Annotated in this window: 15 protein-coding genes; 7 read left to right on the top strand and 8 right to left on the bottom strand. The window is 72.6% G+C overall.

The window, feature by feature from the left end:
- Positions 1 to 105: 105 nt before the first annotated feature.
- Positions 106 to 1,461 carry a chaplin gene (locus B4U46_RS40060; protein ID WP_079427761.1) on the top strand — a complete coding sequence of 452 codons (1,356 nt, stop codon included), beginning with the start codon at positions 106 to 108 and terminating at the stop codon, positions 1,459 to 1,461.
- A gap of 180 nt (positions 1,462 to 1,641) precedes the next feature.
- Positions 1,642 to 1,983 carry a hypothetical protein gene (locus tag B4U46_RS15030; RefSeq protein WP_079427763.1) on the top strand — a complete coding sequence of 114 codons (342 nt, stop codon included), beginning with the start codon at positions 1,642 to 1,644 and terminating at the stop codon, positions 1,981 to 1,983.
- A 98-nt stretch (positions 1,984 to 2,081) separates the two neighbouring features.
- Here B4U46_RS15030 and B4U46_RS15035 read toward each other — a convergent pair whose 3' ends face one another.
- Both B4U46_RS15035 and B4U46_RS15040 read right to left on the bottom strand, forming a co-directional pair.
- Entirely contained in the window at positions 2,082 to 2,324 is a 243-nt protein-coding gene (locus tag B4U46_RS15035; protein ID WP_079427765.1) for a chaplin, read from the bottom strand.
- A gap of 161 nt (positions 2,325 to 2,485) precedes the next feature.
- The gene (locus B4U46_RS15040) at positions 2,486 to 3,013 is read right to left on the bottom strand and encodes a hypothetical protein (RefSeq protein WP_079427767.1); all 528 of its coding nucleotides are present in this window, start codon (positions 3,011 to 3,013) and stop codon (positions 2,486 to 2,488) included.
- A 281-nt stretch (positions 3,014 to 3,294) separates the two neighbouring features.
- On the opposite strand from B4U46_RS15040, the gene B4U46_RS15045 reads away from it, so the two are divergent.
- Entirely contained in the window at positions 3,295 to 3,708 is a 414-nt protein-coding gene (locus B4U46_RS15045) for a rodlin (RefSeq protein WP_079427769.1), read from the top strand.
- A gap of 108 nt (positions 3,709 to 3,816) precedes the next feature.
- Here B4U46_RS15045 and B4U46_RS15050 read toward each other — a convergent pair whose 3' ends face one another.
- The gene (locus tag B4U46_RS15050; protein ID WP_079431772.1) at positions 3,817 to 4,455 is read right to left on the bottom strand and encodes a vitamin K epoxide reductase family protein; all 639 of its coding nucleotides are present in this window, start codon (positions 4,453 to 4,455) and stop codon (positions 3,817 to 3,819) included.
- A 191-nt stretch (positions 4,456 to 4,646) separates the two neighbouring features.
- Here B4U46_RS15050 and B4U46_RS15055 point away from each other — a divergent pair, with 191 nt between their 5' ends.
- A complete protein-coding gene (locus tag B4U46_RS15055) occupies positions 4,647 to 5,447 on the top strand; it encodes a DUF6227 family protein (protein WP_079427771.1) in 801 nt (266 codons plus the stop codon).
- A gap of 88 nt (positions 5,448 to 5,535) precedes the next feature.
- Here the strand turns inward: B4U46_RS15055 and B4U46_RS15060 are convergent, their stop codons facing one another.
- Entirely contained in the window at positions 5,536 to 7,104 is a 1,569-nt protein-coding gene (locus tag B4U46_RS15060; protein WP_079427773.1) for an MFS transporter, read from the bottom strand.
- Positions 7,105 to 7,166: 62 nt separating this feature from the next.
- On the opposite strand from B4U46_RS15060, the gene B4U46_RS15065 reads away from it, so the two are divergent.
- Entirely contained in the window at positions 7,167 to 8,144 is a 978-nt protein-coding gene (locus B4U46_RS15065; protein WP_079427775.1) for a helix-turn-helix transcriptional regulator, read from the top strand.
- A 149-nt stretch (positions 8,145 to 8,293) separates the two neighbouring features.
- On the opposite strand, the gene B4U46_RS15070 is transcribed toward B4U46_RS15065, so the two are convergent.
- The gene (locus B4U46_RS15070) at positions 8,294 to 9,271 is read right to left on the bottom strand and encodes a sigma-70 family RNA polymerase sigma factor (RefSeq protein ID WP_079427777.1); all 978 of its coding nucleotides are present in this window, start codon (positions 9,269 to 9,271) and stop codon (positions 8,294 to 8,296) included.
- A gap of 476 nt (positions 9,272 to 9,747) precedes the next feature.
- On the opposite strand from B4U46_RS15070, the gene B4U46_RS15075 reads away from it, so the two are divergent.
- On the top strand, positions 9,748 to 10,386 hold the full coding sequence (locus B4U46_RS15075) for a Uma2 family endonuclease (protein WP_079427779.1): 639 nt from the start codon (positions 9,748 to 9,750) through the stop codon (positions 10,384 to 10,386).
- Here the strand turns inward: B4U46_RS15075 and B4U46_RS15080 are convergent.
- The 3 genes from B4U46_RS15080 to B4U46_RS15090 form a co-directional block, all read right to left on the bottom strand.
- The gene (locus tag B4U46_RS15080; protein ID WP_079427781.1) at positions 10,383 to 11,171 is read right to left on the bottom strand and encodes a dioxygenase; all 789 of its coding nucleotides are present in this window, start codon (positions 11,169 to 11,171) and stop codon (positions 10,383 to 10,385) included. The genes B4U46_RS15075 and B4U46_RS15080 overlap by 4 nt on opposite strands.
- A gap of 146 nt (positions 11,172 to 11,317) precedes the next feature.
- Entirely contained in the window at positions 11,318 to 12,871 is a 1,554-nt protein-coding gene (locus B4U46_RS15085; RefSeq protein ID WP_079427783.1) for an MFS transporter, read from the bottom strand.
- Between the two features lie 119 nt (positions 12,872 to 12,990).
- The gene (locus tag B4U46_RS15090) at positions 12,991 to 13,707 is read right to left on the bottom strand and encodes a TetR/AcrR family transcriptional regulator (protein WP_079427785.1); all 717 of its coding nucleotides are present in this window, start codon (positions 13,705 to 13,707) and stop codon (positions 12,991 to 12,993) included.
- Between the two features lie 264 nt (positions 13,708 to 13,971).
- Between B4U46_RS15090 and B4U46_RS15095 the strand changes: the two genes are divergently transcribed.
- Entirely contained in the window at positions 13,972 to 15,249 is a 1,278-nt protein-coding gene (locus tag B4U46_RS15095) for a M6 family metalloprotease domain-containing protein (protein ID WP_079427787.1), read from the top strand.
- The last annotated feature ends 17 nt before the right edge of the window (positions 15,250 to 15,266 follow it).

Below are 15,266 nucleotides of genomic sequence, written 5' to 3' on the forward strand. Positions count from 1 at the left end.
CGCAAGGGCGAACCTCCTCGGGTGGCCTCGGAGTGCACGGCGGTGCACTCCGAGGCCACCTTCGATTCAGGACCGGCCCCCGCGCCGGTAGACAGGGAAGGACCCATGCGACAGGTACTGAGCCGACAGGTACTGGGCAAGGGGGTGCTCACGGCTGCGGCCGCCTCGAGTCTGCTGTCGATCGCGACCGGCGCGGCCTACGCGCATCCCGGGGCGATGGCGGAGGCCTCGCATTCACCGGGCGTGCTGTCCGGCAACAGCGTCTCGGTACCCATCACCTTGTCGCCGAACGTGTGCGGCAACAGCGTGGACGGGGGTGCCGCGCTCAACCCCGCGATGGGCAACAACTGCGCGACCTCGACCGGCTCCGAGGGCGGCCACCACGACTACGAGCGCTACCTGAGTCCCGAGAACGCCGAGGCCTTCCGGCACTACCTGGAGGAGCGCGAGAGCGGCCGGCCCGCGCTGCCCGCGCAGCGCGGCGAGGACGAGGGCGGCTACGGGGAGCGCGGCGACGAGGCACCCCGCGCCCACACCCCCCGGCACGCGGCCCCCCGGCACGAGGAGGCCAGCCCCGGGGCTCCCCGGCACGAGGCGCCCAAGCACGCCGCGCCCCGCCCCGAGGCACCCCGGCACGAGGCCCCGCGCCATGCGGCGCCCCGCCACGACGACAGCCGCCACGAGGACGCCTACGGCGGCTCCGGCGAGGAGGACCGCGGTCCGCGGGGCGGGCAGGAGGAGTGCGACGACCACCCGCCCGCCCCCCACGCGCAGCCCCCGGCCCCGCACCCGGCTCCCCCCGCGCCCGCGCCGCACCACCCGAAGCCCAAGCCCCGGCCGAAGCCCGCCCCCAAGCCCCGGCCCGCGCCCGCCCCGGCACCGCCCGCGGCCCCGCTCCCGGCCCCCGCACCGGCTCCGGCGCCCGCCCAGGCCCCCGTGCCCGCGCCGCCGGCCCCGCCCGCCGAGGCCCCCGTTCCGCAGGAGCACACCCAGACGCTCCCGGCCCCGGTCGAGGAGCAGCCGCACACCCTCCCCGCCCCGGTCGAGGAGCAGCCGCACACCCTCCCGGCGCCCGTGCCCGCCCCGGCCCCCGAGGCACAGCCGGTCCCCGCGCCGCCCGCGCAGGAGGTCCCGGCGCCCCGGCCCCCGCACGGCAGCCAGCCCCAGTGGCCGGCCCCGGCCCCCGCCCCGGTGGTCGCCCCGCCGGCCGACCAGCCCCCGGCCGCCCCGGCCGGCGACCTCCCGGTGCACCTGCCCCCGGCGCCCGCGCCCGCTCCGGCGCCCGCGCCCGTCACCGCCCCGCCGGTGACCCTGCCCGCGCCGGCCCCGGCGCCGGCGCCCGCCCACGCGGGGCCGCAGCTGGCGGCCACCGGCGCGGGTGAGCTGGGCGCCATGGCGGCCCTCGCCTCGGCGCTCGTCCTCGGCGGCGCGATTCTCTACCGGAGGTCCGCGGCCGCCTGACCGGGAATACCGGTAATCGGAAGAAATATCGGCCGGAGAATCCACCGTCGGATTCTCCGGCCGCTGCCGCGCGTCCGCCGGCCGGCGTTTCCGGAACGGCCGGGAATCGTTACGCAGGGCGAAAGCGGCGAGCCGGTCGCCGCTGACGCCTCGGTCCACGAAAAGAAGAGGATTTCGACAATGAAGCTCTCACAGGTCGCCGCCGTCGTCGTCGGGTCCGTCGCCGCTCTCGGCGCCACGGCCCCCGCCTTCGCGGCCGACGCCCCCGCGATGCCCCCCATGAGCGCGACGGGCGGAGTGACCGAGGTGCTGAACGCCGTGAACCCCGTCTCCGAGGCCCTCCCCCAGACGGCGGGCAACGCGCTGGCCGAGCAGGGCGACACCGTCGGCAAGGTGGTCGGCACCGCGCAGAGCGTCAACAAGATCCGCAACGACGTTCCCGGCACGGCCCTGGGCCTGGCGAACGGTGCGACCAAGGTCTCCCCGCTGCTCGGCGGAGTGGAGCTCAACGGCGGCAAGTGACGCCGGGGGGCCTGCCGTCAAGGCTCCCGACACGACCGTGGGCGCCACCGGCGAGGCCGGTGGCGCCCACGGTCGCGTGGTGCCGACTGCGACGTACGTCAGTCGTTGACGCAGATGTTGCCGAACGCCGGGTTCAGCGCGCCGATGACGTTCACGGAGTTGCCGCAGATGTTGACCGGGATGTGAACCGGCACCTGGACCAGGTTGCCCGAGAGGACACCCGGGGAGCCCACGGCCGCGCCCTCGGCCTGGGCGTCGGCGGAAGCGGCACCGGCGGCACCGGCCACGGCGAGACCAGCGGAGGCCAGGGCCACGGCGGCCTTCTTGGCAGCAGAGTTCATGGGAAGTGCACCTTCTCGTTCGAATGTCCTGCCCCGGTACCGGGGCTCACACCGAGCGAAACGGTCCACCTTCCCCAACGACACGGCCGAGGGCCAGATCTGACCTGTTCAGCCCAATAGTCGTAACCATCCTGCCCGCCCGGGTCCGCCGCGGCCGGCCGCTAGTTGCTGATCGGGATGTCGGGGATCTGGACGTCGGGGACGCTCGGAACGGCCGGGACGGCCGGTACCGCTCCGGGCACCGCCGGGACCGCCGGGACCGAGGGCACGGTCACCGGGAGGTCGGGCAGCTTGGGGACGGTCACCGGGAGGTCGGGCAGCTTGGGGACGGTGACCGGGAGGTCCGGCAGCTTGACGTCGGGGATCTTGATCTCGGGGAGCTTCGGCAGCTCGATCGGTGGGAGCTTGATCCCCCCGACCAGGCCCGTGAGCGAGGCCAGCAGGTCCGAGAGGGTCTTCGAGAGGCCGGCCAGGAGGTCGTCGATCGGGCCGGCCGCGACCCGCTCCCGGGATTCCGCCGCCTCCTCCAGCCGTTCGATCTGCTGCTGCACGGCCGCCGCCTTCCTCTCAACGGCGGCGGGGCCCTGGCCGTCCGCGGCGCCTGCGGGGGCGGCCGCGCCGGACAGTATGACGACGGCGAGGGCCGACGGGACGAGGACGCGGAGACGGGACGCCTTGGTGGAGTGCATGAGGAATCCTTACGGGGTGGTCGCGCAAGCGGACCGGAGTAGTCCACTTACTCACCCACCGTGCGAACACCCTCCACGGGGCGCAACCGGAACCCCGGGCGCCCCCGCGCGCATGGGGCTGCGTACGGGCTTCGCGCAGGTGTCCGCAGCGGCCTCACCCGCCCCGGGGAAAACCCGGGCCCGCACGAGCCGTTCGAGTGAAGCAGCGCAACCATGCCCCGCGGCGGCCGGTTGATCAGGGCGCTCCACTAGCGGGCACTCGTGCGACAAAAGGATCAATGATGCTCAAGAAGATCATGACCGCCGCCGCGGTCTCCGCCGTTGCCGTCGGCGCCGGCGCCGCGGTTGCCTCCCCCGCCATGGCCATCGGCAACGACAACGGGGTCAACACCGTCAACGGCAACGGTTCCCAGCAGATCTACGGCAACCAGAAGACCGCCGGCGACATGAGCCCCCAGCTCTCCGTGGTCCAGGGCACCCTCAACAAGCCCTGCATCGCCCTGCCGGCGAAGGTCAACGCCCAGTCCGTGGTCGCCCTCGTGGCCAACATCGGTGTCCAGGACATCAACATCCTGTCCAACCCGCAGAACCAGCAGTGCACCGAGAACTCCACCCAGGCCAAGGGCGACGAGCCGCTCTCGCACATCCTGGACAACATCCCGGTCCTGTCCGGCAACGTCTCCTCGGGCAGCTGACCCCAGCCCCACCCTTCCTGGTCCAGGGCCGCAGCCCGCGGAGCGAAGTGACGAGGGCCCCGGCGGCGTCCAGCCGCCGGGGCCCTCGTACGCGTGGGGCCACCCGGGCTACCCCGTCCAGAAGTCCCACCACCGGGTCAGGACCAGCATCCCGATCACCCCGAGGTGCAGGGCGGGCGGCGCCCAGGCGAAGTCGGTGAAGAACCCCCGCAGCGGGGCGGGCGCGGGCAGCCGGCCGGTGCGGACGTTGTGGGCCGTGACCGCCCAGAACATCAGCAGGGTCGCCGTCCAGGCCAGGCAGCACCACAGGCACAGGGCGTTGATCTCGTAGAGCGACTGGACCATCAGCCAGGCGCAGAAGCCGGTGCCGAAGGCCGTGCCGGCGTTCAGTCCCAGCCAGAACCAGCGCCGGTGGCGGGCCCCGGCGAGCAGTCCGGCGCCGACGCAGACCACGACCCCGTAGGCGGCCAGCCCGAGCATCGGGTTGGGGAAGCCGAAGACGGCCGCCTGGGCGCTCTTCATGACGCTGCCGCAGGAGACGACGGGGTTGAGGCTGCACGCGGGCTTGAAGTCCGGGTCCTCCAGCAGGAGGAACTTGTCGAGGGTGATCACCCACGAGGCCAGCAGTCCGGCGGCCCCGGTGACCACCAGCAGCCAGGCCAGGGACCTGGGGGCGTCCGGTTCGTCCTCGGAGCGGGTACGGGGGCGCCGCCGCTGGCGGGGGACGTCCACTGTGTTCGTTGCCATGCCGGCCATAGTCCCGCGCACCACCGCAAACCCTGACGAACGCGGGCCATTCCCGGGCAAGTTGACCTGAAGGTGTGGCGGGAACCCCTGATGCTTCCCGGACGTTTTACCGAATCCCGGACGTGATGTCAGAGCCAGGGGCTACGTTGTGCTTCCGCGAAGTGACAAGCTGCGATGGCCTGGAGCCCACCTTGAGCGATCCGTACGAGACAACCGAGGCGCACCTCGAGCGACTCCTCGGCCGCGCCCTCAACTCCTTCGACCTTCCCGACGCGTTGGTCGAGCGCCTCGGTACCGCGCTCGCCCACAGCTCCTCCCTCTACACGACGCACCACAGCCCGTCGGCGGGACTGTGGCGGGAGACCCACCGGCACACCTACCTGCTCTCCGATGGCGAGACGGCGTCCCTGTGGGAGCTGGCGTACCGGATGAGGGGTGACCGCAGCAGCCGGCACGAGGTGTTCGCCGGCCGGGACGAACTCGCCCTGGCGGGGGCCCGGCTGTTCGGCGAGGCCGCGGCGGAGCCGGTCCTGTCGCCCGCTCCCGGGCCGGACGGGGCCGAGGAGGAGGCGCAAGGCTGGGGCGCGGAGGTGGCGGAGGAGGATCTGGCGCTGCTGAGCGCCCTGTTCGCCGCCCCGGATCCGCGGGAGCGGCACCGCGAGTACACGGTGGAGGACTCCGCCGACCACGCCCGCCGGGTGCTGCGGCGCGCGGAGAACACCGACCGCCCCGGGCAGGAGGTGGCGGAGCTGCTGCAGTCGGCTTACGCGCACCAGATCACCCAGGCCTTCGGCGGCCGCCACTGCCTGGCCGACGGGCGGGACGCGGGCTTCAGCCTGTACGAGCACGCGTTCGTCCTGCTGGACGGGACCGAAGTCAGCCTGTGGGAGGTCGAGCACACGGCCACGCCGGACGGCCGGCACATGTGCGAGGTCTACGGGACCGAGGCCGCCGCGCGCGGGGCGATGGAACTGCGCACGCGGGTGCGGTAGCGCCGGCCGCGCGGGGTCAGGGGGACCAAGAAGAACGGACATGCCCGCCCACAGGGCGGACATGTCCGTGAGGGTACGGCCCGGGGGCTCAGGCCTGGGCGGCCTGTTCCACGGCGCCCTCGCGCTCTGCGAGGGGGACCTGCTTGCGCGGCAGGACGAACATCACCGCGAAGATCACGACGAGCACCGCCACGACCCACCACAGCGCGCCGCGGAAGGCCTCGACGTAGGGCGCGCCGAGGATCCGGTCGTCGTCGATCGACCCGAAGAAGACCACGGAGGTCAGGGCGAGGCCGAGGGCATTGCCCATCTGGCCGGTGGTGTTGATCAGGCCGGAGGCCGACCCGGCGTGCTCGCGCGGCACCTGGGACAGGATGGTGTCGTTCAGCGGGGCGACGATCAGGCCCATGCCGATGCCCATGACGACCAGCGGGGCGGCCATCTGCCAGGAGGCGATCTCCATGCCGTAGCGCTGGGACTCCCAGATGTAGAGGAGCAGGCCCGCGGCCATGACCAGCGCACCGGCCTGGAGCACCTTGCGGCCGAAGCGGGGGACGAGCTTCTCGACGGAGAGGCCGGCGGCGACGGAGACGGCGATGGAGAAGGGGATGCCGGTGCAGCCGGCGCGCAGCGGGGTCCAGCCGAGGCCCATCTGCATGTAGAGCGTCCAGACCAGGAAGAAGATGCCGGTTGCCAGGCCGAAGGCCAGCTGGACGGTGATGCCGCCGGCGAAGCTCTTGACCTGGAAGAGGGAGAGCTCGACGAGCGGGGAGCCATCCTTCTTGATCTTGTACTTCTCGTACGCGATGAAGACGGCGAAGACGACCGGCGACGCGATCATGCAGGCGAAGCCCCACAGCGGCCAGTCGTTCTCCCGGCCCTGGGTGAGCGGGTAGATCAGCAGGACCAGGGCGAGGGTCGCGAGGACGACGCCGACCAGGTCGAGGCGCAGGGCCTTGGGGGCCTTGGACTCGGAGATGAACTTGCGGCCGAGGATGACGGCGGCGATACCGACGGGCAGGTTGATCAGGAAGATCGTGCGCCATTCGAGGCCGAAGAGGTTCCACTCGGTGAGCAGCGCGCCGAGCAGCGGGCCGGAGACCGCGCCGAGGCCGACGATCGCGCCGAACATGCCGAAGACCTTGCCGCGCTCGTGCGGCGGGAAGGTGACGTGGATGATCGCCAGGACCTGCGGGACCATCATCGCGGCCATGCCGCCCTGGAGGAGGCGGGAGGCGACGAGCATGCCCGGGTCGGGTGCGATGCCGCAGAGCAGCGAGGCGGCGGTGAAGCCGGCGACGCCGACGAGGAAGAGGCGCTTGCGGCCGTAGATGTCACCGAGACGGCCGCCGGTGATCAGGCCGGCGGCGAAGGCGAGCGCGTAGCCCGCCGTGATCCACTGGATCGCACTGGTCGTGGCGCCGAAGTCCTGGCGCATGCTGGGTATCGCGATGTTGACGATCGTGACGTCGACCAGGTCCATGAAGGACGCGGTCATCACGATGGCCAGCGCCAGCCAGCGCAGACGGTCGGCCGGTGCGTCGGGGGTGGCGGGTTCGGCGATGGTGTCGGGTGCCGCCGCGGCGGCCGCGTTCCCCTCTTCTCGTACGGGCCCGTTCTCTCTTTCGGGCGATGCTGTGGGCGTCTCGGTGCTCATGGGGAGAAACGTAGACCGCATCTAGGCCAGGCTGTGTCCTATTTACCTGGCAATCTTGAAACATGAACGACACCCCCGCCCGGCTGCTCACCCTGCTGTCCCTGCTCCAGACTCCGCGCGAGTGGCCGGGCAGCGAGCTGGCGGAGCGGCTGGGCGTGAGCGCGCGGACGATCCGGCGGGACATCGAGCGGCTGCGGGACCTGGGGTACCCGGTGGAGGCCACGCTGGGGGCGGTCGGCGGGTACCGCCTGGTGGCGGGCGCGGCCATGCCGCCGCTGCTGCTGGACGACGAGGAGGCCGTGGCCATCGCGGTGGGGCTGCGGGCGGGGGCCGGGCACGCGATCGAGGGGGTCGAGGAGGCCTCCGTGCGGGCGCTGGCGAAGCTGGAGCAGGTGCTGCCGGCCAGGCTGCGCCGCCGGGTGGGGGCGCTGCAGTCCGCCACGGTGGCAGTGACCCGGGGCGACGGGCCGAGCGTGGATCCGCGGACGCTGACGGCGATGGCCGCGGCGGTGGCGGGGCCGGAGCGGCTGCGGTTCGCGTACCGGGCGCGGGACGGGGTGGACTCGCGGCGGCTGGTGGAGCCGTACCGGCTGGTCAGCACGGGCAGCCGGTGGTACCTGGTGGCCTTCGACCTGGAGCGGGAGGACTGGCGCACGTTCCGGGTGGACCGGGTGAGCGAGCCGTTCCCGACGGGGGCGCGCTTCAGCCCGCGGCCGCTGCCGATGGAGGCGGCCGAGTTCGTGCGGCGCGGGCTGCGGGGCGCGGAGACCTACCCGGCGGACGTGTCCTTCGCGGCGCCGCCGCAGGAGCTGCCGGGGTGGCTGCGGGAGTGGGCGGTGGCCGAGGGGCCGGGGTCGCGGGTGCGCTTCGAGAGCGGCGACGGGCCGGAGTGGCTGGCGGCGCGGATGGCGCTGACGGGGCTGGAGTTCACGGTGAGGGGGCCGGAGTTCCTGGTCCGTGCGGCCGCGGCCCTGGCGACCCGGCTGGCCGGGGCGGCATCGGCGCCGTCCGGCGGTACGGGGCCGGCCGGGCCGGCGTAAGGGGGCGCGGGAGGTGCCGTGCGCGGCGCGGCGGCAGGGGGCCGGCGGCCGGGCCGGGGCAGGGGGGAGCCCCGGCACCCGGGGGGGATGGGTGCCGGGGCTCGTCTCGGGGGCTTCGGCCGGGCGTCAGGCCGCGGGCCTCACGCGCCTCAGGCCACGGCGTCGAAACCGGTGTCGCGGGCCATCCGCTTCAGCTCCAGCAGGGCGTGCTTCTCGATCTGGCGGATCCGCTCGCGGGTCAGCCCGTGCTGCTTGCCGACCTCCGTCAGGGTCCGCTCGCGGCCGTCCTCGATGCCGTAACGCATCTTGATGATCGACGCGGTGCGCTGGTCGAGCTTGCCGAGCAGGTCCTCCAGTTCCTCGCTGCGCAGCAGCGCGAGCACGGACTGCTCGGGGGAGATCGCGCCGGTGTCCTCCAGCAGGTCGCCGAACTGGGTGTCGCCCTCGTCGTCCACGGACATGTTGAGGCTGACCGGGTCGCGCGCCCAGTCCAGCACGTCGCCGACGCGCTTCTCGGTGGAGTCGAGCTCGGCGGCGATCTCGGCGTGCTCCGGGTCGCGGCCGTTCTCGCGGTTGAACTCGCGCTGGATGCGGCGGATCCGGCCGAGCTCCTCCACCAGGTGGACGGGGAGGCGGATGGTGCGGGACTGGTCGGCGATGGAGCGGGTGATGGCCTGGCGGATCCACCACGTGGCGTACGTGGAGAACTTGAAGCCCTTGGTGTAGTCGAACTTCTCCACCGCGCGGACCAGGCCCGCGTTGCCCTCCTGGATCAGGTCGAGGAGGGGCAGTCCGCTGCGCGGGTAGCGCCGGGCGACGGCGACGACGAGGCGGAGGTTGGAGCGGATGAAGACCTCCTTGGCGCGCTCCCCCTCGGCGGCCAGGACCTCCAGCTCCTCGCGCGCTGGGGTCTCCCCGTCGCGCTCGACCTCTCCGTCGAGGATCTGCCGGGCGTAGACGCCCGCCTCGATGATCTGCGAGAGCTCCACTTCCCGGGCGGCGTCGAGCAGCGGGGTGCGCGCGATCTCGTCCAGGTACATGCCGACCAGGTCGCGGTCGACGATTTCCCCGCCCGCGGCGCGGGCGCTGCTCGTGGACTGACGACGGGCGACGGCGCGGGTTGCCATGCGGTGCTCCCTTGCGATGCGATGAACGGTCGCGGTGCGTCTTCGGACACTCTCCCGAGTGCCCGCTTCCGAGGGAAACAACGACTGGAATCGGGACAGAATTCCCACATGCCTCCCTCTTTTCCGGGATCTTGCAGTATCCTGCCCCGCCGCCGCCCTGGCCGGGCGGTTCGGGCGGGCTGCCAGAACCAGAAGAGGTGCAGGTCAGACCCGCTCCGGGCACACCCGGGCGGTCCGCGCGGTCCCGGCACCGATGAGACGGCCGTCACACGCGGCACATCGGCCCCGGCACCGCTCACGGGCTGCACTCCCACCCCCCAAGACGGCCCGCGCGGGCTTCTGGTTGCCTGCCGGTCACCCGTTCGGGCGAGGCCTGGGCATATCCCTCCGGCACACCCCGGACCCGCCCCAGCGTCGTGGAGTCGCTTGTACCGCCCGGCCGACGACGCCCACACTGGAGGAGGAGGTGCTGCACCATGACCGCTCTGGCCCACGAGCCCACCGAGGCCGCCATGCCCCACTCAGAGCTGGACGAGGCCCTGTGGTCCGCATGGCGAGCCACGGTCGAGACACTCCCCGAGGGCTTCCACGCCGAGATCATCGAGGGGTCCATCGAGGTGTCGCCCACCGGTCGCTACTCACACGCCCGGGTGGCCAACCGCCTACGCCGTGCCCTGGACACATTCCTGGACGCCGGCGAATTCGCGGCCTACCAGGACATCAACGTCGTCCATGGGCGCAAGGTCTGGATCCCCGACGTCGTCGTAGCCCCCGAGGAGGCCGAGGAGCACGTCACCGAGGACGGCATCGGCCTCAAGGCCTCGGCCGTGGAAGTCGTCGTCGAGGTCGTCTCCCCGGGATACGACGGCACCGCACGCGACCGGGTGCGCAAGCGCCGGTCGTACGCCCGCGCCGGGATCCCCGTGTACGTCATCGTCGACGACTACGACGACGGGGGAAAGATCACCGTACTCACCTCACCCAACCCCCAGCGGGCCGACTACGCCGCAATGATCCGCGTCCCCTACGGCCGGGAGGCCACCATCCCGGACGGGCCGGCCAAGGGGTTCGTCATCGGAGAGGCGATCACCGGACCCGCCCGCGACGCCTCCTAGCCGAACTGCACCGACCGCTTCGACAGCCCCATCCAGAACCCGTCCACCGGGGTGGACTGGGCCGTGAGGTCGGAGCCGGCGGCGCCGAGGGTGACGAACAGCGGGGCGAAGTGTTCCGTGCGGGGGTGGGCCAGGCGGCCCGCCGGGGACTTGGCCTCGAAGTCGAGCAGGGCGTCCACGTCGTGGGCGGCCAGGGCCTCGCGGCCCCAGGCGTCGAACTCCGCCGACCAGCCGGGCACGCCGGGGCCGGTGTGCCGCAGGGCGGCCAGGTTGTGAGTGAAGAAGCCGCTGCCGACGATCAGCACGCCTTCGTCGCGCAGCGGGGCGAGCTTGCGGCCGATGTCCATCAGGCGGGCGGGGTCCAGGGTGGGCAGGGAGATCTGCAGGACCGGTATGTCGGCCTCGGGGTACATCTCGACGAGGGGGACGTACGCGCCGTGGTCGAGGCCGCGGTCCGGGACGTCCTGGACCGGGGTGCCGGGGGCCTTCAGCAGGGCGCGGACCGAGGCGGCGAGCTCCGGGGCGCCGGGGGCGTCGTAGCGGACGCGGTAGTAGTGCTCGGGAAAGCCCCAGAAGTCGTACACAAGGGGGGCCGGCTCGGTGGCGGCGAGGGCCAGGGGGGCCTCCTCCCAGTGGGCGGAGACCATCAGGATCGCGCGCGGCCGGGGCAGGCCCGCCGACCAGGCGGCGAGCTCGGAGGGCCACAGCGGGTCGTCGGCGAGCGGGGGCGCGCCGTGGCTGAGGTAGAGCGCCGGCATGCGGGCGGGGGCCGGGGCTGTGGTCATCGGGCGCTCCTCGGGCCGTCGGGCCGGTCGTACGGCGTACGTCGTCCGCGGGGAGGGCGTACTCGGTTCACCCGAAAAGACTAACCCCGCTTCGTTCAAATTTGAACGAAGCGGGGTTCTCAGTCATTCCCGCGCACGCGCCCCCGTCAGTGGGCGATCACCGGGACGAGGAGCTCGGCGTCCTCGGAGGCCGCGCCGGAGCCGGCGGCCACCGGGCCGCCCTGGCCCGGACGGCCGGTGTTGATCAGGGTGAACGCGATGGCCGCGCTGACCGCGAGGATGCCGACGGCCCACCAGATCGCCGAGGAGTAGCCCTCGACCATGGCCTGCGCCTGGACCAGCTGCCCCACGGCACCGCCCGCCGCGGCCTGGGCGGCGTGGTCGGTCAGGTAGGCGGTGGTCGCCGAGGCGGCGATGGTGTTCAGCAGGGCGGTGCCGATCGCGCCGCCGACCTGCTGCGAGGTGTTGACCATGGCCGAGGCCACACCGGCGTCGGCCGGGTTCACCCCGTACGTGGCCAGGGACATGGCCGGCATGAACGCGGTGCCCATGCCCAGACCCAGCAGCAGCTGCGCCGGCAGGATCAGCGCCGGGTAGGAGGATCCGACCTCCAGCTGGGTCAGCAGCAGCATGCCGGTGGCGGCGAGCAGGAAGCCCGGGCCCATCAGCAGCCGCGGCGCGACCCGGGTCATGAGGCGGGCGCCGATCTGGGTGGAGCCCGTGATCATGCCCGCGATCATCGGCAGGAAGGCGAAGCCGGTCTTGACGGGCGAGAAGCCCTTCACGACCTGGAGGTAGTAGGTCAGGAAGAGGAACAGGCCGAACATCGCGATGACGGCGAGGCCGAGCGAGAGGTAGACACCGCCGCGGTTGCGCTCCAGCAGGACGCGCAGCGGCAGCAGCGGGGACTTGACCTTGGACTCGACGCCCACGAAGGCCGCGAGCAGCACGACGGAGGCGATGAACAGGCCCACGGTGACCGGGTCCGTCCAGCCGGCGGACTCGGCGCGGGTGAACCCGTAGACGAGCGAGACCAGACCGAGGGTCGAGAGGACCACGCCGGGGATGTCGAGGCGGGCGCTGTTGCGGGAGCCGGCCGGCTCGCGGATGACCATCCACGCACCCGCGGCCGCGACGACCGCGAAGGGGATGTTGACGAAGAACGTCCAGCGCCAGTTGAGGTACTCGGTCAGGAAGCCGCCGAGGATCAGGCCGACGGCGCCGCCGCCGCCCGCGATCGCGCCGTAGATGCCGAAGGCCTTGGCGCGCTCCCTGGCGTCGGTGAAGGTGACCGCCAGCAGCGACAGCGCGGCCGGGGCGAGCAGCGCGCCGAAGGCGCCCTGGAGGGCGCGGGCCCCCAGCATCATCGCCTCGCCGTTCGCGGCGCCGCCGAGGGCGGAGGCCAGGGCGAAACCGGCGAGACCGGTGATGAAGGCGTTCTTGCGGCCCCACTTGTCGGCGATGCGGCCGCCGAAGAGGAGCAGACCGCCGAAGGCCAGCGCGTAGGCGGTGATGACCCACTGGCGGTTGCCGTCGGAGATGCCGAGGTCGGTCTGCGCGGAGGGCAGGGCGATGTTCACGATGGTCGCGTCGAGCACGACCATCAGCTGCGCCAGCGCGATGAAGACCAGGGCCTTCCAGCGACTGGGATCGGCGGCGGCAGCGGCAGCCGGCGAGGCGGACGCGGCTGTTTTGGACATGGGGGTACCCACTTCACTGTGCGTTCACTGTGCGGAACGAACGAACGGAATGACTGGAAAAGAAAGGAATGAAACGAAAAGAGGCAGTTTTCGAGACTACGGAAGGAGGAGGCTCCGCGTCACATGGTTTTCCGGCTGAGGTCCTGCAACGTGAGGGCCGTACCGGGGAGTTGGGAGCGGGCCGGGGCCCGCAGCCCGTCGAGGAAAAGCTGGAGGTGGCGGTGGACGAAGCCGCCCACCATCGTGCAGTCGGTCCCGGGGAGGGGACGGGCGAGCTGGGACAGGGCGAGCATCAGATCACCGGTGCCGATGTCGGCGCGGAGCAGGCCCGCGCTCTGGCCGGCGGCGACCAGGGCGTCCACGGCGGCCCCCAACGCCTCGCGCGCGGCGAGGAGTTCGGGGTGGTCGTGGTCGAAGCCGGATGTGAGCATCGTGCACAGGGCGCCGATCCGCTCGTCGGCCGCGGCGTGCGTGAAGCGGCAGAGCGCGGCGAAGGCGTCGGGCTCCTCCGCGAGGGCGTCCTCGGCCTGGGCGGTGACCCGGTCCATCACGTAGAGCACCACGTGGTGGACGAGGTCGGCCCGGTCGGGGAAGTGCCGGTACAGGGTGGCGTTGCCGATCCCGGCCCGGCGGGCGATCTCGTCGAGGGGGGCGTCCGCGCCGAACTCCACGAACATCTCGCGGGCCGCACCGAGGATCCGCTCCCGGTTGCGCACCGCGTCGGCGCGCGGCTTGGGCACCCGGGTGGCGGCGGCCGGAGCGGTGGCGGCGGCCGGAGCGGTGGCGGCGGCCGGAGCGGTGGCGGCGGCCGGGGCGGTGGCGGTGACGCTCTGCATTCCGGGCCTCCCTGGGCTGGAACTCGTACGGACGGACACTCCCCGAACCGGGGACTCGCTCCCCGCTTGCGGGAGCTCTCTTGTAAACGGGGAACCAGTCCCCGGTTATTTCACTCCTCCGTGTGACCCGCATCACGCCCGAATCCTGGGCTTCCGTCCCGTTTGGCCGCTTTCGACGCGCGGGCGTGTCGCAGCGGACGGAGGGTGAGCGCACAGAGAGCAGTCCGGACCCGGCCGGCTGCCGCGCACCCGAAGGCGATCTCCATGCCGCAGACCCGCCCCCGGATACGCAGACCCTGCCGCACCGGCGCGTTCATCGGCCTCACCGCCCTGGCCCTGGGCGTCACCGCCACCGCCAGCGGGGGCATCCACGGCCGCGGGCACGCCACCTCGGGCCCCAAGGCCGCCAGTGCCGAATCCGCCCTGGCGCCCTGCCGGATCTCCGCGACCATGGGCGTCCAGATGTCGGAGGGCCTGCCGACCGCGCCCGGGTACGCCCGCTCGACGGGCGAGGTACGCGCCCTCAACCTGATGATCGACTTCCCCGACGCCAAGGGAGAGGGCTCGGCGATGGACCGGCTGGCGGAGTTCTTCCCCCAGACCTCCGACTGGTTCCGCACCAGTTCCTACGGCCGGCTGACCTACCGGGCCGAGGCCCCGATACGGAACTGGCTGCGGATGCCGATGCCCTTCGCGGCGTACGGGATCGAGCGCGGCTCCCCCTACGAGCCGGGCTACCGCCAGCTGGTCGAGCACATCGCGCGGGCCGCCGACGCCGAGGTGGACTTCAGCCGCTACGACCTGATCAACATCCTGGTCACCCCGAACGCCGGACCGTCCGCGCTGGACACCGTCCTGTCGGTCACCTTCTCCGGCAACGGGGAGGCGCCCATGGCCGACGGGGTGCCGCTCGCGAACACGTCCTTCGTCTACAGCCGGCAGGACGACGGCTCCGGCTCCTACCGGGAGACCGGCTACCGGGTGCTGCCGCACGAGAACGGGCACGTCTTCGGACTGCCCGACCTCTACACCACCGACGGCGGCGGCACGGTCGGGCACTGGGACATCATGAGCGAGGACTGGGGCGCCAACAACGACCTCCTCGGCTGGCACAAGTGGAAGCTGGGCTGGCTCGACGCGTCCCAGATCAGCTGCGCCTCCAAGCCGGGCGCCAGCGAGCACCTGCTGACCCCGCTGGCCGCGGCGGGCGGCACGAAGCTGGCCTTCGTCCCCCTCTCGGAGAGCGCCGGCTACGCCATCGAGGTGCGCACCCGGGCCGGGAACGACGAGGCCGTCTGCAAACCCGGGGTGCTGATCTACAAGGTGGACTCGGAGGTGGACACCGGGCGCGGGCCGGTGACGGTCTCGGACAGCGCGAACGGCAGCGGCGGGTGCACGCGCCGCCCCAACGTGCACGCCGAGCTGTCGGACGCGCCGTTTCGGCCGGGCGAGACCTTCACCGACGACAAGGCGCACATCAGCATCGCGGTGCTGGCGGCCCTCCCGGACGGCGGCTTCCGGGTCCGCGTCACCCGCCCCTGACCCCTTCCACACGAGGA

It is taken from the genome of Streptomyces katrae (assembly GCF_002028425.1).
In the GTDB taxonomy this organism is placed as follows: Bacteria; Actinomycetota; Actinomycetes; order Streptomycetales; family Streptomycetaceae; genus Streptomyces; species Streptomyces katrae_A.